The sequence below is a fragment of the Stenotrophomonas sp. 112478_Sma genome, assembly GCF_056479905.1.
In genome coordinates this window covers 1,030,937-1,047,246 of the sequence record NZ_CM151072.1, presented here as the reverse complement: position 1 = coordinate 1,047,246, position 16,310 = coordinate 1,030,937, and the positions used below count along the sequence as shown (strand labels likewise).

18 protein-coding genes are annotated in these 16,310 nt (G+C 66.4%); 7 read left to right on the top strand and 11 right to left on the bottom strand.

Annotated features, from left to right (window positions below):
* Positions 1-29: 29 nt before the first annotated feature.
* A complete protein-coding gene (locus ACZK08_RS04915; protein WP_065174577.1) occupies positions 30-254 on the bottom strand; it encodes a helix-turn-helix domain-containing protein in 225 nt (74 codons plus the stop codon).
* 13 nt (positions 255-267) lie between these two features.
* Positions 268-735 carry a DUF2975 domain-containing protein gene (locus tag ACZK08_RS04910; RefSeq protein ID WP_065174736.1) on the bottom strand — a complete coding sequence of 156 codons (468 nt, stop codon included), beginning with the start codon at positions 733-735 and terminating at the stop codon, positions 268-270.
* Positions 736-994: 259 nt separating this feature from the next.
* Between ACZK08_RS04910 and ACZK08_RS04905 the strand changes: the two genes are divergently transcribed.
* Both ACZK08_RS04905 and ACZK08_RS04900 read left to right on the top strand, forming a co-directional pair.
* Positions 995-1,312 (top strand): ArsR/SmtB family transcription factor, encoded by a 318-nt coding sequence (locus ACZK08_RS04905; protein WP_196768758.1) that lies wholly within the window; start codon positions 995-997, stop codon positions 1,310-1,312.
* 11 nt (positions 1,313-1,323) lie between these two features.
* Complete coding sequence (locus ACZK08_RS04900; RefSeq protein ID WP_065182385.1) at positions 1,324-2,718, top strand: DUF2867 domain-containing protein; 1,395 nt, start codon at positions 1,324-1,326, stop codon at positions 2,716-2,718.
* Between the two features lie 69 nt (positions 2,719-2,787).
* Here the strand turns inward: ACZK08_RS04900 and ACZK08_RS04895 are convergent, their stop codons facing one another.
* From ACZK08_RS04895 to ACZK08_RS04875, 5 genes are all read right to left on the bottom strand, one after another.
* Complete coding sequence (locus tag ACZK08_RS04895; RefSeq protein WP_065182386.1) at positions 2,788-3,294, bottom strand: GNAT family N-acetyltransferase; 507 nt, start codon at positions 3,292-3,294, stop codon at positions 2,788-2,790.
* An 8-nt stretch (positions 3,295-3,302) separates the two neighbouring features.
* Positions 3,303-3,425 carry a hypothetical protein gene (locus ACZK08_RS04890; RefSeq protein ID WP_258012769.1) on the bottom strand — a complete coding sequence of 41 codons (123 nt, stop codon included), beginning with the start codon at positions 3,423-3,425 and terminating at the stop codon, positions 3,303-3,305.
* A 127-nt stretch (positions 3,426-3,552) separates the two neighbouring features.
* Positions 3,553-5,283, bottom strand: coding sequence for a GGDEF domain-containing protein (locus tag ACZK08_RS04885; RefSeq protein WP_065182387.1), 1,731 nt, complete (start codon positions 5,281-5,283; stop codon positions 3,553-3,555).
* 101 nt (positions 5,284-5,384) lie between these two features.
* Complete coding sequence (locus ACZK08_RS04880; protein ID WP_053516238.1) at positions 5,385-6,410, bottom strand: AI-2E family transporter; 1,026 nt, start codon at positions 6,408-6,410, stop codon at positions 5,385-5,387.
* A gap of 142 nt (positions 6,411-6,552) precedes the next feature.
* Positions 6,553-7,560 (bottom strand): LacI family DNA-binding transcriptional regulator, encoded by a 1,008-nt coding sequence (locus tag ACZK08_RS04875; protein ID WP_065182388.1) that lies wholly within the window; start codon positions 7,558-7,560, stop codon positions 6,553-6,555.
* A gap of 95 nt (positions 7,561-7,655) precedes the next feature.
* Between ACZK08_RS04875 and ACZK08_RS04870 the strand changes: the two genes are divergently transcribed.
* The 5 genes from ACZK08_RS04870 to ACZK08_RS04850 are packed head-to-tail and all read left to right on the top strand — an operon-like array spanning position 7,656 to position 12,291.
* Positions 7,656-8,708 (top strand): sugar phosphate isomerase/epimerase family protein, encoded by a 1,053-nt coding sequence (locus ACZK08_RS04870; protein ID WP_065182389.1) that lies wholly within the window; start codon positions 7,656-7,658, stop codon positions 8,706-8,708.
* A gap of 27 nt (positions 8,709-8,735) precedes the next feature.
* Complete coding sequence (locus ACZK08_RS04865; protein WP_065182390.1) at positions 8,736-9,953, top strand: nucleoside permease; 1,218 nt, start codon at positions 8,736-8,738, stop codon at positions 9,951-9,953.
* A 12-nt stretch (positions 9,954-9,965) separates the two neighbouring features.
* Positions 9,966-11,090 (top strand): Gfo/Idh/MocA family protein, encoded by a 1,125-nt coding sequence (locus ACZK08_RS04860; RefSeq protein WP_065182391.1) that lies wholly within the window; start codon positions 9,966-9,968, stop codon positions 11,088-11,090.
* Positions 11,091-11,109: 19 nt separating this feature from the next.
* Positions 11,110-11,976 carry a sugar phosphate isomerase/epimerase family protein gene (locus ACZK08_RS04855; protein ID WP_065182392.1) on the top strand — a complete coding sequence of 289 codons (867 nt, stop codon included), beginning with the start codon at positions 11,110-11,112 and terminating at the stop codon, positions 11,974-11,976.
* An 18-nt stretch (positions 11,977-11,994) separates the two neighbouring features.
* Positions 11,995-12,291: a c-type cytochrome gene (locus tag ACZK08_RS04850; RefSeq protein WP_053516691.1), complete on the top strand. Its 297-nt coding sequence runs from the start codon at positions 11,995-11,997 to the stop codon at positions 12,289-12,291.
* 13 nt (positions 12,292-12,304) lie between these two features.
* On the opposite strand, the gene ACZK08_RS04845 is transcribed toward ACZK08_RS04850, so the two are convergent.
* From ACZK08_RS04845 to ACZK08_RS04830, 4 genes are read right to left on the bottom strand one after another with little or no spacing between them, the layout of a single operon-like run.
* Entirely contained in the window at positions 12,305-13,048 is a 744-nt protein-coding gene (locus tag ACZK08_RS04845) for a 3-keto-disaccharide hydrolase (RefSeq protein ID WP_065182393.1), read from the bottom strand.
* Between the two features lie 43 nt (positions 13,049-13,091).
* The gene (locus tag ACZK08_RS04840) at positions 13,092-13,667 is read right to left on the bottom strand and encodes a gluconate 2-dehydrogenase subunit 3 family protein (RefSeq protein ID WP_065182394.1); all 576 of its coding nucleotides are present in this window, start codon (positions 13,665-13,667) and stop codon (positions 13,092-13,094) included.
* Positions 13,667-15,352: a GMC oxidoreductase gene (locus ACZK08_RS04835; RefSeq protein WP_065182395.1), complete on the bottom strand. Its 1,686-nt coding sequence runs from the start codon at positions 15,350-15,352 to the stop codon at positions 13,667-13,669. Before ACZK08_RS04835 ends, ACZK08_RS04840 begins: the two co-directional genes overlap by 1 nt.
* A 29-nt stretch (positions 15,353-15,381) precedes the next feature.
* The gene (locus ACZK08_RS04830; RefSeq protein WP_180875414.1) at positions 15,382-16,272 is read right to left on the bottom strand and encodes a hydroxypyruvate isomerase family protein; all 891 of its coding nucleotides are present in this window, start codon (positions 16,270-16,272) and stop codon (positions 15,382-15,384) included.
* Between the last annotated feature and the right edge of the window lie 38 nt (positions 16,273-16,310).

Genomic DNA, 16,310 nt, shown 5'->3' with positions numbered 1-16,310 from the left:
TCAGTAGGTCAGGGGGAAAAACAAAAGCTTCAGCCGCCATCGTGCGCCTGCGTCGGGTCGTAGCCGAGCAGGTCGCCGGGTGTGCATTGCAGCTCCCGGCAGATGGCATCCAGCGTGGAAAAGCGGATGGCGCGGGCCTTGCCGGTTTTAAGGATGGACAGATTGGCCAGCGTGATGTCGATGCGCCCCGCCAGCTCGGACAGGGTCATGCCACGCGCCTGCAGCATGCGGTCCAACGTGATCACTACGGCCATCAGGTCAGGTCCATCAGATCAGGCCATCCAGGTCGTCGCGCATCGCCGCGCCGACCGCGAACACGCGCGCCAGCACGAACAGCATCAGTACCGCGACCAGACCGGTGATGGACATGCCTCCGCCCACCTCCATCCAGGCGAAATCAGGCCCCATCCAGGCAGCGTAGAGGCCGATCACGATCGACAGCAGTTCCATCGCCAGCATCAACCAGGCCATGCGCTGCAGGCGCCGGGCATTGGCATGGGTGAAGGGGCGTTCGCGGGCAGCGGACCTCAGCATCCGCGCGAGGTGTCGGAGGAACACCAGGCACAGCACCAGCAGGGCAACGATGGTGCCCAGGCCGATGCAGAAGTGCAGGAACAGATCGCCTCCGTGGGCGGCGGCAGTGCGTGCATCATGCACGGCATCCAGCAGCCAGCGGCGGTCGTAGGCGACCAGCGGCACGGCCAGCAGTGCGGCCAGGATGCCCAGCCAGCACATGGCCCGCACGGCCTGCACGGCGGTCTGGGCCAGGGTGAACAAGCCTCGCGCGGGTCTGGCGCGGGCGGGACGAGCGGTCAAGCGGCCTCCGGTATTGGGGTGGTCCTGCCGCCCCGGGGTGGATTTATCGATAAACGATATACCACATCCCGAAGTGAAAGGCTGAACGTCGGCGCTGTTGCACGCGAGCTTCGAACCCGCCTCCGCACTTGACACCCCAGTGACGATTTGATTATTAATTAACTAATTAGTTAATCACATTCTCATGGATCGCATCTTCGAAGCACTCGCCTCAACCGCCCGGCGGCAGGTCCTGGCCTATCTCAGCGCCGGTGAACTCAGTGCGGGCGAACTGTCCGAGCGCTTCGATTTCAGCAAGCCGGCACTGTCCAACCATCTGCGCATCCTTGAAGAGGCAGGTCTGATCGAACGCGAGAAGCGTGGCCAGTACGTGTACTTCCGACAGGTGCCCGACCGGCTTGCCAACACCTTGTTCTCGTGGGCTGCCGAAGTCTGCCCGGTGGGCGGCCCACTCAAGCGCGAAGCGCGCGCACGCCGCAAGTCACCCGCCCCCTGAGGAGCCGCCCGATGCCTGGACCGACCCACGACAGCCGCTCGTTTCCAGGTGTACAGCTTGCGGCTCAGGAGGGCGGCGGCCCCGTTGAAGTCACACTGATCGCACAGCTCGGCATCGGTGCCGGAGACGCGCTGGTGGCTGATGCCAGCCAGCGTCAGCGCCACCACCCCGCCTTCATCGATGCACTCGATGAGCCCTCTGCACGGCTCGGTGGCATGCATCTGCAGTACGGCGATGCGTCCTCGCTGTACAGTTTCATGGTCGGCGAAGGCGGACATCCGTTCCATCGCCACGCCGGCCCACGCATGTTCACCGCCATCGCCGGCAGCGCAGGCGCTGAGCTGCGTTTCGCGATGGCCTCCGATGCACAGCTCGCAATCGATCCCGTCGCGCTCCCGCGCTCGCTGCGTCGCGTCCAGATCCCACCGGACTGCCTTTTCACCGTTCGATTTGGCGGAGGTACCTGGCACCAGTTTGTATCGAACCATCCTGGCCACCCTGCCCTGTTCGCACTGTCTTGCCACAGCAACGAACTGGCCGGTGCGATGAGCGCTGAAACAAGAGCGCAGGTGCAACGCAACGGTGCTGATATTCCCAGCTTGACTGAGGTGCTTCCCGAGGTGCACTGGCCCACCATGGCCACGTTGGCGGCCACCCCGCTGCTGCGTCTCTCGCTGCAGGCCGCACCTCCCAGCCTGTGCGCGTCCCTGTGCGCCCGTACCCGGGCGTTGCTCGGCCCGCTGCGACGGATCAATCTGCGTCCACTGCGTGGCTTCGTCGAACGTGCCCCCCTTCCATTTACCATCGAGTCCCGCGCGCCCAGCGATGACGGACTGCTGGGCAAAGCACTGCAGTCCAGCAACTACCATGATCTGACGGTGCTCCGGCTGGACGGTGCTCAGTTGCAGCAGCCACCTGTTTCGCAGTTGCTGGCAAACGTGCTGGAAGGCTTCCTGTGCAACCCACCGGGCGGCGTCAGCCAGCTGATGGCGGTGCGCAACTGGCTGGTGGCTCCCTTGGGGCTGCGCACCGCGCGGCTGGGCTGCCCGGTCTCGTCGCTGGCATGCAGCGATCACACGCAGCTCTTTGCGGGCCGCTATCCCGTGTTGGATTCACAGGTCGATGCACATGGCCGCTATGCCGAAGTACTGCTGGGCGCCGACGATCGCCACCTGCGCTTCCGCAGCAGTGTCCGCGTGCAGCGGCATACCGACGGCCGCATCGATATCAGCCTTGGCACGCGTGTGCAGACCCGCAACATCTTCGGGCGTGTCTACATGGCGTTGATCGATGGCGTGCACCGGCATTACATCGCCCCTGCACTGCTGCGGCGCGCAGTCGAACATGCGCTCGCGCCCGAACTGGCGGTTCCCGGTGCCTGGACCGGTGAAGCCTCGCTTCGCTGAGTCCATAGAAGGCGGGATGAAACGCCATTGTCGTGTTCCGCAAACTGCCGAGGGGTTTACTGTCCGAACTCAACGCGCGTAGCGGAACACCAGATCGTCCGGATCGTTGCGCAGCGCGTCCGCATCCAGCACACCGCCCAGCCGCCGGGCCACGGCCTGCGACGCGAGGTTGTCCGGCGCCATGTAGCTCACCAGCGTCGGCAGCCGCAGCGACGAAAACGCCCAGTCGCGCAGCGCCGCCGCGGCCTCGCTGGCGAAGCCCTGCCCTTCGTGGCCGTCGTACAACAGCCAGCCCAGTTCCTTTTCCGGAAACAACGGGCCGTGATTGATGCCGACCTGTCCGATGCAGGCGCCGCTGTCGCTCCGCTCGATCATCAGCGCGCCGTGGCCGAACAAGGGCCAGCTGGCCAGGTCGTGACAGAACTGTCCCCAGGCCGCGACCTCACCAAATGGACCGCCCATGCCGCGCGCACGGGGCGATGCAAGAAAGCTCGCATAGGTGTTGAAATCCTCCAGCCGTTGCGGGCGCAGGCGCAACCGTGCGGTATGCAGCGTGGGAATCTCCAGCATCGCCATGGCCGATCTCACTGCACAGCCACACGACCATCACCGCGGCGCCGCAGCGACGGAGGGCGTGGCGCATCGGCGTCGGTGCACGCCAGCACGGACGCCGGCTGCGCGCTGGCCAAGGCGGGATCGACGGACATGGCGGGCTCCTGCAGTGTCAGGCTGCAAGTCTAGGCCGCGCTCTGTGCGATGCGGATGAAGTGCGGCGCAAGGGGGCATGCTGCCCCTGATGTACCGCCATGACCGGCGTCGCCAGCGCCGTGGCGCTCAGCGTGCACCGGCAATCCGTACCCGGTCGCGTCCCTGTGCCTTGGCCCGGTACATCGCGGCATCGGCAGCGCGCAGCAGGGAACGCCAGCCCAGTACATCGGTACTGCCCTCGGCCACGCCGAAACTGGCAGTGACACGCAGCACGTTGCCATTGCCCAGCACGATATCCGACTGCTGCAGTGCGACGCGCAGCGATTCGGCCAACCGGCCACCCGCGCCGAGATCCCCATCCGCCACCAGCACAAGGAACTCCTCGCCACCGTAGCGGGCGATGCTGTCGGTGTGCCGCAGGTACCTGCGCAGCAGCTGCGCAACCTGCACCAGTACCTCGTCGCCTGCGGCGTGGCCATGGCCGTCGTTGATTGCCTTGAAATGATCGACGTCGAGCAGGATCACCACCGCCATGCCGTTGCCTGCGGCGTGCCGCTGCTGCACGTGTTCGTCCAGCGCGCGCCGATTGAGCAACCCGGTCAGCGCATCGGTGCCGGCCAGCTGGCGCAGTTCGCTGGTCAGTGCGGAACGCTCACGTGAGGTCTCGCGCAGCACTTCAATCGCGTCGAACAGCCGCTGCATCTCTGCCAATGGATGAGTGACGTGCTGCGCGGGGCCCGGCGCGTCGGACGCGATCTGCACCACCTGTTCCTGTGCCTGCAGCAGCGGCCGGAGGATCTGTCGGTGGGCGATGCGCAGGGCCACGCCCAGCACCGCCAGCGTGCCCAATGCGGTGGCCCACAACACGGCCAGCCGCGTGGCCTCGCGATTCCGCGCCTGTTCGAAGCGCTCGATGGACACGCTCAGGTAGCCGTCGCGCAGCGCCTCCAGCGACTGCAGCGTCGGAACGTAGCGCGCCGTGAACTCCGCGGTGTTCCACGGCGGAGGCCGTCCACGGCGACCTTCCTCGATCAGCTGTTCGATCATCGGCAGCGACTCGGCGAAGAACTGCCGGCGTGCCATGTCCCAGTGCCAGGAAAGCTCAGGATCACTGCGGAACACCGACTCGTGACTGGCTGCCAGCCGCCACAGCTCGAGCAGGCGGCCCTCGGTCTGCTGCGCCGCGCGTACCTGCCGGACGCGCCAGGCCCCGGGAACCGCCACCGGCGCCATCACATTCGACGCCAGTCGGCCGCCATGCTCGCGCAGGTCCATCAGGATCTGGCCCTGGATCGCCGGAATCGCCGCTTCGAGGCCGGTGGCCACCAGCACGTTGATCTGCGCCGAACCCAGGCGATGCAGGCGATCGGTCACCATGAACATGCTGTTGATCGCATGCTCCACGTCGTCGACCGTCCGCGCGGCTGCGGGCTTTGCCACGACCCGGTCCACCGCCGCGCGCGCCTGGCGGAGCTGATGCTGGGCCTCGAACAGGGTGCGGCGCTCGTCAGGCAGGGAGGGCCCGGCCAGGATCACGGCATCCATCTGCGTCATCGCCATGTCGACCCGCCTTCGCGCCTGTGCCAGCCCTCCCGCCAGCCGCGCGCGTTCGTCGGTGTCGGCGCAATCGCTGCCGAGCAGGCTGTTGGCAGGCCCGCGCTCGGCCGAGGCCAGATTGGCCAGATCAAAGGTCTGTCGCAACCGGTGCAGGCTGACGAGGTTGTCTTCCGCTGCGGTGTAGCGCAGCGTGCCCTGGACCAGGGCGATGACCATCAAGGGCAGCGTGCAGACCACGAACAGCCCGGCCAGGATCCAGACCCAGGTCCGTAACCCGATCGGCGACACCTTGCGGGCCATTCACCATTCCCCTGAAGTGCGGACCACTGTAGCTGCCGGCTGGCGGCACCCACAAGCGTCCACCGTGGCGCTGCAGTGGCGCCCGCTGGCACCGGCAACTGTCAGATCCAGCGCTGGTCCACCAGTTCCCGTTTCACATAGGCATAGAACACCGGCGCAGCGACCAGCCCCGGCAGGCCGAAGGCGGCTTCCATCACCAGCATCGACAGCAGCAGTTCCCACGCACGGGCCTGGATCTCGCCACCGACGATGCGGGCATTGAGGAAGTACTCGAGTTTGTGGATCACCACCAGGTACAGCAGCGCCACCACCGCCACGTAGAACGATACCGACAGGGCAACGATGGTGATGACGGTATTGGAGATGATGTTGCCCACCACGGGCAGCAGGCCGGCGATGAACGTGATCAGTACCAGCGTCTTCGACAGCGGCAGGTGCACGCCGAACAGCGGCAGCACCCCCAGCAGGAAAATCGCGGTGAACACGGTATTGAGCAGGGAGATCTTCACCTGCGCGAACACCACCTGGCGGAATGCGGTCGCCAGGCGGCCGGTACGGCCGATCAGTTCCTGCGCCAGCGGCCCCATCGTCGGCAACGGAAGCTCGTCGTACAGCGCGATCATCGCCCCGAGCACCATGCCGATCAGCACGCGCACGCCGATCTGCACCGCCGACGTGCCGGCGACGCCCAGTTGCCGTTGGTGCTCTGCCGCCCACTCGTTCAATGCCGCACGCAGTGCCGGCATGTCCTCGGGAATATAGGGCTGCAGCAGTGCCGGCACCTGGTGGCGCGAGGTGTTGAGGATGTCCATCAGGCGCGCCAGCAGCGCATCCGGCCCGCCGGTTTCGGTGCGGAAGAAGGACGCCACGCCGATGCCGGCCAGCACGAGCACGCCGATGATGACGGCCGAAAGCACGATCACCGCGATCGCACGCGCGCGCCCGGGCGGCAGGCGCCCCTCCACTGTCGACGCCAGCAGGTGGGTCAACTGGAACACCAGCAGGCCCGACAGCAGCGTCACCACCAGGCCCAGCTTCAGTACCAGCCACATCCCCAGCAGCATCAATGACCAGGCCGCGATCCTTGCAACCGGAGGCCGGGGCTGGGCAACGAGGGCGTCTTGCATGGCATGAGTCCGGGCGGGGTGGCCCATGGTAGTGGAACGCTCCGGACACGGAAATGAATGGAATTGGGGCCAGCGCTTCTGATCACAGGCAATGAAACATCCCCGGCAGGCGCAGGCCTGCCGGGGTTCCTGCCTGCTGCCTTCACCTGTGCCCGGGCGACGCTGTCGAGCCACGCAGCATCAGACTGAAATCCAGCGTCTGCTGAAGCGGGACATCGAGGCCTTCGATGATGGCGAGCAGCAGTTTGACTGCGCGGTCGCCGATCTCCCGCATGGGCTGCCGGATGGTCGTCAACGGCGGCGTGAGGTAACGCGACGACGCCAGATCGTCGAAACCAACGATGGACAGCTCCTCGGGCACGCGGACGCCCAGTTCCCTGCAGGCCGCCAGGGTTCCCAGCGCCATCTGGTCACTGAAGCAGAAGATCGCGGTCGGCGCCGATGCGGCGGCCAGCAGTGCCGTCGCCGCCGCATGGCCGGATTCGACGGAGAAGTCACCCGGCACAACACTCAACTGGCGCAGTCGGCCGCGCGCCCTGCCCGCCGCCCGTGCTCCTTCCAGCCGCTGCTGGTGCAGGGGGTTGTCGGGGGGCCCGCCCACCACGGCGATCCGCTCATGTCCCAGTCCGTACAGGTGCTCCATCACCGCACGCGCGGCGGCAGCGTTGTCGATGTGGACACTGGGGAGGCCCAGCGCGGGGTCGAATTCACAGCCGTTGACCACCGGCGCGGCGGCGCCCTGCTGCTCGACGATCGCGCGCGCGGTAGGCGGCAGGCGATGGCCCAGTACGATCAGGCCATCGGCCTCGTTGCGACGGAGCATCTGCGCATAGCGCTCCTCGCGGTCGGGTCGATGCTGGGTGTCGCCCAGCAGGACCGCGTAGCCGACGGCCTGGGCCGCGTCTTCGGCACCCTGCAGGATCTGTGCGAAGAACGGGTTGGCAATGTCCGGCACGGTCACCAGGATCTTGCCGCTGCGCTGCGTCTTCAGCGTGCGGGCGACCGTATTGGGCACATAGCCCAGCGCGGCGGCGGCCTGTTCGATGCGCGTGCGCGTCGCCGGCAGCACCTTGTCCGGCCGGGACAGCGCCCGCGACACCGTACCGGCGGAGACGCCGACGTGCTTGGCGATGTCGTAGATGGTGGCCATGGCGTCAGTTCTTGTTTCCGCTGTGCAGTGCACAACAGGGTTTGCGGGAGACCCTGCTAGGGTAATGCAATCGATTGCATCGCGGGCGAACCACGTTGAAGACGCTCAAGGGTCCGGCGCTGTTCCTGGCGCAGTTCATCAGCGAAACACCTCCTTTTGATCGGCTGGACACGCTGGCCGGCTGGGCCGCGGGCCTGGGCTATTGTGGCGTACAAGTGCCGACGAACGCGCCGCATCTGTTCGATCTGGCCGAGGCCGCGCGCAGCCAGGCGTACTGCGACGACATCAGCGGCATGCTGGCCGACCATGGCCTGCAGATCACCGAGCTGTCCACCCATCTGCAGGGACAGCTGGTCGCCGTCCACCCCGCCTACGACAGCCTGTTCGACGGCTTCGCGCCGGTTGACAAGCGCGGCAACCCCGCCGCGCGCCAAGCCTGGGCGGTGGAACAGTTGAAGCTGGCCGCCCGCGCCAGCCAACGCCTGGGATTGACCGCGCATGCCACGTTCTCCGGCGCGCTGGCCTGGCCCTACTTCTATCCCTGGCCGCAACGCCCACCGGGACTGGCGGAAGAAGCCTTCGCCGAACTCGGCCGGCGCTGGCGTCCCATCCTGGAGGCGTTCGACGCCAGCGGCGTGGACCTGTGCTTCGAGATCCACCCGGGCGAGGATCTGCACGACGGTGCCACCTTCGAGCGCTTCCTCGATGTGGTGGACCACCACCCACGCGCGAAGATGCTGTACGACCCCAGCCACCTGCTGCTGCAGCAGATCGACTACCTGGGCTTCATCGACCGGTATCACGATCGCATTGGCATCTTCCACGTCAAGGACGCGGAATTCCGGCCCAGCGCGCGCAGCGGCGTCTATGGCGGTTACCAGGACTGGATCGACCGGCCGGGGCGCTTCCGCTCGCTCGGCGACGGCCAGATCGACTTCAAGGCGATCTTCTCCCGGTTCGCGCAGTACGATTTCCCGGGCTGGGCGGTCGTGGAGTGGGAGTGCTGCCTGAAGCACCCGGAGGACGGCGCACGCGAGGGAGCCGCCTTCGTCCGTGACCACATCATCCGCGTGACCGAACATGCCTTCGACGACTTCGCCGGCAGCGGCACGCCGCCGGAATCACTGCGCCGCATGCTGGGACTCTGAGCCACTACCGCCCCGGGAGGGCAAGCCATGACGCACGCCATGTCGCGCTTGGGCGCGATGATGTTCCTGCAGTTCTTCATCTGGGGCGCGTGGTTCGTGACCCTGGGGACGTATCTGGTGCAGGGCCCGCTGCAGGCCAGCGCCAGCCAGGTGGCCACCGCCTTCCTCAGCCAGTCCATCGGTGCCATCGTCGCCCCGTTCCTGGTCGGCCTGATAGCCGATCGCTACTTTGCGGCGCAGCGCATTCTCGGGGTGCTGCACCTGGCCGGTGCGGTGCTGATGTGGTTCGCATCCACGGCGACGGACTTCAACACGTTCTTCGCTTGTGTCATGGGTTACATGCTGCTTTTCATGCCGACGCTGGCCCTGGCCAACAGCGTGGCGATGCGCCATATGCAGTCGCCTGAGAAGCAGTTCCCGCTGGTGCGCGTGGCCGGCAGTGTCGGCTGGATCGTGGCCGGCGTGCTGATCGGCTGGCTGGGCTGGGAGCAGGCGCATCGGCTCGAACTGACCTTCCGCATGGCGGCGATGGCGTCGCTGGCCCTGGGTCTGTATGCCTTCACCCTGCCGCACACACCGCCGCTGGCCAGTCAGCGCGATGCGGGACTGGGGCAGATCCTGGGCCTGGACTCGCTGCGGCTGCTGAAGTCGCGCTCCTACCTGGTGTTCTTCCTCGCCTCCATCGCCATCTGCATTCCGTTGGCGTTCTACTACAACTTCACCAATCCGTATCTCAACGACCTGGGCGTGCGCGGCGCGGCCGGCCTGCAGTCGCTGGGCCAGGTCTCGGAAGTGCTGCTGATGCTGGCCATGCCGTTCCTGTTCCTCCGCCTGGGGGTCAAGACCATGCTGGCGGTGGGCATGGCCGCGTGGGTGGTGCGGTATGTCATGTTCGCCTTCGGCGATGCGGGCGGTGCGTTCTCCCTGCTGGTGATCGGCATCGTGCTGCACGGCATCTGCTACGACTTCTTCTTCGTCACCGGCCAGATCTATACCGACGCACACGCCGGCCCCGACGTGCGCAGCAGCGCGCAGGGCTTCATCACCCTGGCGACGTACGGCGTAGGCATGCTGATCGGCACGTTCCTGTCCGGTGCGGTGGTGGAGCACTTCACCACGGCGGCGGGTCCGGACTGGCAGCAGATCTGGCTGTTCCCGGCCGGCGTCGCACTGGTGGTGCTGATCGCCTTCCTGCTGCTGTTCCGCGAACGCCCCGCTGTCGCGGCCGCTCCCACCGCACCCTGAGGATCCCATCGGATGTCCAAGCTTGGAATCGCCATCGTCGGCACGGGCATGATCGGTGCGGTGCATCGCCGCGCGGCACTGCTGGCCGGGGCCGAGGTCCGCGGCGTGGCGGCCTCTTCCCCGCAGCGCGCACAGGAGGTGGCGCAGGCGTGGAACGTCGCGCATGCCTACCGCGATATCGAGGAGGTGGTCAGCGATCCGCAGGTGCAGGTCGTGCATGTGTGCACGCCCAACCATCTGCACCGCGCCATGGCGCAGGCCGCGCTGGAAGCCGGCAAGCACGTGATCTGCGAGAAGCCACTGGCCACCACCCTGGACGACGCCCAGGCATTGGCCGCGTTGGCCGCCAGGACCGGTCTGGTCGCTACGGTCCCCTTCGTCTACCGCTATCACCCGGTGGTCCGCGAGGCACGCGCACGCATCGCGCAGGGCGAGCTGGGGCCACTGCACCTGATCCACGGCAGCTACCTGCAGGACTGGCTGCTGGATCCGGCCAGCAACAACTGGCGTGTCGACCCCTCGCTGGGCGGCACCTCGCGCGTGTTCGCCGATATCGGCTCGCACTGGTGCGACCTTGTGGAATGGGTCAGCGGCGAACGCTTCGCCGAGGTCAGTGCCGCGTTCGCCACCGTCATCGCCGAGCGCGGCGCGGTCACCGGGCAGAGCTTCACCACGCCGGCCGCCGGCAGCACGACGCAGGCTGTTTCCAGCGAGGATGTGGCCACGGCGATGTTGCGCACGAGTGCGGGTACGCTCGCCTCGTTGACGGTCAGCCAGGTTTCGGCCGGACGCCACAACCGGCTGTGGTTCGAGATTGACGGCGCCAGGGCCAGCGTGGCCTTCAACCAGGAAGATGCCGAGCGGCTGTGGATCGGCCGGCCCGACCAGCGCGAGGATAGCTTCGTGCGCGGGCCCGGTGCCGGCAGCGCCGAACAACGCAGATTGTCGGTCTTGCCGGCCGGACACGCGCAGGGCTACGGCAACTGCTTCGAGGCGTTTGTCGCCGACACCTACCGTGCCATTGCGGGCGAGCAGCCGGAGGGCCTGCCCACCTTCGATGACGGCCTGCGCTCGGCGCGAATCGTCACACGCGTCATCGCATCCGCCAGGTCACGTGCCTGGACGGCCATCGATTGAATTCCCGGAGGACTGCCTGATGAACATCCGTATCCGCAGGACCGCAAGCCTTGCACTGCTGCTGCTCGTTGCCCTGCCCGCCTTCGCGCGCGATGCCACCGACCTGCACACGCCCATCGCGGTGCAGATGTACACGTTGCGCAATGCCGGCTCGCTCGACCAGCAGCTGAAGATCGTCCACGACGCCGGCGTGCGCGCCGTGGAAACAGTCGGTACGCAGAATGTCAGCGCTGCCGAACTCAAGCAGCTGCTCGACAAGTATTCGATCAAGGCGATTTCCTCGCACACGCAGCTGGCCGATCTGCGCAGTGACCTGGATGGCGTGGTCGCCTTCAACCGGGCCATCGGCAACACCACGCTGGTGGTGCCCTATCTGGCCGAGAAAGACCGCCCCACCGACGCTGCCGGCTGGACGGCGCTGGGCAAGGAACTGGGCCAGCTCTCGAAGCAGGCCCGTGCCAAGGGCATGCGCCTGGCCTATCACAACCACGACTTCGAGCTGGTCGACTTCAATGGCACGACCGGACTGGAACTGCTGTTCGCCGCGGCCGGCCCCGATCTGCAGACCGAGCTGGACCTGGCCTGGGTCGCACGGGCCGGCCATGACCCGGTGGTGATGCTGGGCAGATTCAAAGGCCGCCTGTTCGCGGTGCACGCCAAGGACAATGCCCCGAAGGGCCAGGCTGAGGATGAAGGCGGCTTCGCCGCCGTGGGCCAGGGCGTCCTGGACTGGAAAGCGATCCTGCCCGCCGCCGCCACGGCCGGCGTGCAGTGGTACATCCTCGAGCATGACCAACCCCGCGATCCAGCCACCGTCATCCGCACCGGTGCGGACTATCTGCGTGAACACCTGACTGCCCGCGTGCCTGCCGGTGCACAGCGCTAGCCCGCGAAGGAGCCCAGCTTGAAAACGATTCTGAAAGTGACTGTCGCGCTGTGCGGCACCCTGCTGGCCGCTGCGGCGTGGTGCAAGGAAGACCCTGCTGCCGGAGCGCAGCTCTACGCAACGCACTGCGTGGCCTGCCACGGTGCGGAGCGCGCCGGCGTGCCACCGACGTTCCCTGCGCTCACCGACGTCAGCAAACGGCTTCAGCCTGCGCAGATCAAGGACAAGATCAAGCAGGGCGGCGGCTTGATGCCCCCCTTCCCGCAGCTGTCGCAGCAGGAGATCGACAACATCGCCAGCTACCTGGCGAAGTAGGCATGAGGGTGCGCTACAGCTCGCGCACCCAGATGTTGCGGTAGCTCACCCTGGCGTCGTGCTCCTGCAGGTACAGCGGCGCACAGGCATGTGGCGCGTAGGAAGGCGCGCCGATGTACTCGGTCTTGCCCGCCAGCACCGTGTCGTCCTGCACCAGCACACCGTTGTGCAGCACGGTGATGCGGGCCGGCGAGGTGAGCCCGCCGCCTGCCGAGAAGCGCGGGGCCTTCCAGATAATGTCGTAGGCCTGCCACTCGCCGGGCGCACGCGAGGCATTCACCAACGGAATGGCCTGCTTGTACATCGATCCGGCCTGGCCGTTGGCATAGGTCGGGTTGTTGTAACTGTCGAGCACCTGCAGTTCGTACACCTCCTGCAGGAAGATGCCACTGTTGCCGCGGTGCTGACCGTCGAATCCGGCGGTCGCGGTGGGCGTGCGCCACTCGACATGCAGCTGGACATCGCAGAAGCGCTGCCTGGTGCGGATGCCCTTGCTGCCGGGCACCACGGTCAGCGCGCCATCGGCAACGGTCCAGGGCACGGGTCCGCCCTGCTCCGACTCCCAGCGCGACAGATCCTTGCCATCGAACAGCACGATCGCATCGGAGGGCGCGCGGCCTGGCGGCGTCGCTACGACCGCGGGAACCGGCGTCCACACTTCGGTCTTCGCCGGATCGCGCGCAGGGTCGCCGCCGTCCTGCGCGAACACGGGTGCGGTGCCCAGCAGGCAGGCCACTGTCAGGAGAGGTCGGTTCATCGTGCTTCCGGATCAAGGTGGGGGGTCGAGGCGTGGAGGCCCATCAGCTGGTCCCCCACGCCGGCGTGCCGGGCGTATAGGCAAGATCGCCGTCATAGCGACCCGGCACCGCAACGTACTTCAGCACTTCGGTCGCACCGACCTTCGAGGTGAAGAAGCCGAAGATGACCAGCTGCTTGATCATCGTGAAGTAGTGCGGCGCTGCCTCCCCCTCTTCCGCGGCACCGGTCTCGGTGACCTCGACGACGTGCGCCCGGGCTTCCGCATCCAGGGTGCGCAACAGTTCGCTGCGGGCCTGCGAGGGGAGCGACACGAAGCGGCCACCGGCACGCTTGTCGATATCGACCAGGCCGGCGCGGAATATCGCCTGCTGCCGGGGGGTGTAGCAATCGGTGACGAACAGCGCCATGAACGGGCCCACGCCGGCATCCTTCGCGCCCGGCGTTGTGGTTCGCGGCAGGATGGTTTCAGCGATCTCGTCCAGCATGCTGATGTCAGCGGCAGAGAACGCGGCCTTCGATCCTGTCGTCGCGCTCTGCCCTGCGGCCAGTGCGGGCAGGCCCACCATGGCCGCGCCGGTGGCGGCGAGGATCATCTTCAACAGTTCGCGACGGTCCATCACAGGTTCCCCGCTTTCAGTTCGCGTACGGCATGGTCGGCGGCCCGTGCCGTCAGCGCCATGTACGTCAGCGATGGATTCACGCACGCGCTGGAGGTCATGCAGGCGCCATCGGTCACATAGACATTCGGCGCATCCCAGACCTGATTATGCTGGTTGAGCACGGAGCTTCTGCGATCGCGGCCCATGCGGGCCGTGCCCATTTCATGGATGCCCTTGCCCGGGGCGTAGTCGTTGTCGTGCATCTCCACGTCCTTGACGCCGGCTGCCTCCAGCATCTCGGCAGCATCGGCCGCCATGTCCTTGCGCATCGCCAGTTCGTTCGAGCGCATCGAAACGTCCATCGCCAGCACCGGCAACCCCCACTTGTCCTTGCGCTGCGGATCCAGGCGGATCGTGTTGTCGTGGTGCGGCAGCATCTCGCCGAATCCGGTCATGCCGATGCGCCAGTCGCCCGGCAGCGTCAGCGCCTCCTTCAGGTCGGCACCGATGTTCAGCTCGGCGATCTCGCGCGACCACCCGGTGCGGCTGGCACCGCCCTGGTAGCCGAATCCGCGCAGGTAGCTGCGCTTGTCCGCAGCGACGTTGCGGAAGCGCGGAATGTAGAAGCCGCAGGGGCGGCGACCGAAGTAGTACTTGTCGTCGTAACCCTCGACCCGGCCGGAGGCACCGGCACCAAAATGATGGTCCATCACGTTGTGCCCCAGCTCGCCGGATGACGACCCCAGACCGCCCTCCCAGACATCGGTGGCCGAGTTCATCAGCATCCAGGTCGAGTTGAAGGAGGATGCGTTGAGGAAAATGACCTTGGCCGTGTACTGATAGGTCAGCCCGGTCTCGGCATCGATGACCTCCACACCGCGCGCGCGCTTGCGGTCCTTGTCGTACAGCACTTCCTTGACGATCGAGAAGGGCCGCAATGTCAGATTGCCCGTTTTCATCGCCGCCGGCAGCGTCGCCGCCTGGGTCGAGAAGTAGGCACCGAAGGGACAGCCCAGGATGCACTTGTTGCGGAACTGGCAGTTCACGCGCCCCTGCTCGGGCATGGGCTTGGTGATGTTGGCGGTACGCGAGTGGATCATGTGCCGCGTTCCGCCAAACGCCTTCCTGATCCGCGCGGCCACATCCTTCTCGACGATGTTCAGCGGGATCGGCGGCAGAAATTCACCGTCCGGCAGCACGTCCAGTCCCTCGCGCGTACCGGCGATACCGGCGAACTTCTCCACATGGTCGTACCAGGGTGCGATGTCGGCGTAGCGGATCGGCCAGTCAGTAGCGATGCCGTCCTTGAGGTTGGCTTCGAAATCCAGATCGGAGAAGCGGTAGCTCTGCCGCCCCCACATCAGCGAACGGCCGCCTACGTGGTAGCCACGGAACCAGTCGAAGCGCTTGGTCTCGGTGTACGGTGACTCCTGCTCATTGGCCCACATCCCTTCCAGGTTCTCGGCCAGGCCGTAGTCGCGCATCAATACGGGGAAGGCGGCCTTCATCGCCTGTGTCGGCCGGTTGCGGTGCGGGAAATCCCACGCCTCCTTCATCGCATTGACGTAGTCCTTGACGTGCTCGATGTTGCGCCCGCGTTCCAGCATCAGGACCTTCAGGCCCTTCTCGGTCAGTTCCTTCGCCGCCCAACCGCCACTGATTCCCGAGCCAACAACGATGGCGTCGTAATGATTGTCTGCCATGGGTCTACTTCACCTGGGTGGATATCGTTTCAGACGTCGCAGAGGCGGATCGCCTCGCGCAGCGAGCCGACGGGATCGGGTGCCGCAGGCATGAACTCCTGCGCCAGATACCCCTCGAAGCCGGTGTCGCGGATCGCGCGACAGATGGCCGGATAATGCAGTTCCTGCTGGTCACCGATCTCGTGCCGGCCTGGCACACCTGCGGTGTGGTAGTGCTTGAAGAAGCGGTGATGCCTGCCGATGGTGGCGATGATGTCGCCCTCCATGATCTGCATGTGATAGATGTCGTACAGCAGGCCGAAATTGTCCGATCCGAGCCGCTGGCACAGCTCGACGCCCCATGCGGAGTGATCGCACAGGTAATCGGGATGATCGACCCTGGAGTTCAGCAGCTCCATCACCAGCACGACACCACGCTTCTCGGCATGGCCGAGGATGCGCTTCAGCCCGGCTTCGGCATTCTCCAGGCCTTCCCGCGGATCCATGCCGTCACGATTGCCGGAGAAGCAGATGAGGTTGCGGTAGCCGGCATCGGCCACCAGATCGATGTGCCGCGCGTAGCGCTCCACCAGTGCATCGTGATACTGGCGGCCGGCAAAGCCTTTGGTCAGGCTGATCTCGGCGCCGTTGCACATGGAGCTGTAGACGCCATGCGCCTTCAGTGTGGGCCAGTCCGCCGGCCCCACCAGATCGATGGCGGCGAAGCCGATATCCTTCACCGTCTGGCAGAGCTGGGCGACCGACTGCTGCGGGAACGTCCAGCGGGCGACGGAATGCTTCAGGTTGCCCTTGAGTGGGGCCTGGGCGGCGAACGAGGGCAGCGCGGCTGCCGCAGCCAGGCCAAGGCCGCCAGCGAACGCCATGCGCAACGCATCGCGCCGCGTAAGCCCCGATGCCGGTCCGATCGAATGGATGGACATCCATCTGCCGGCCTCCCAACCGGTATCAAACGCAACGA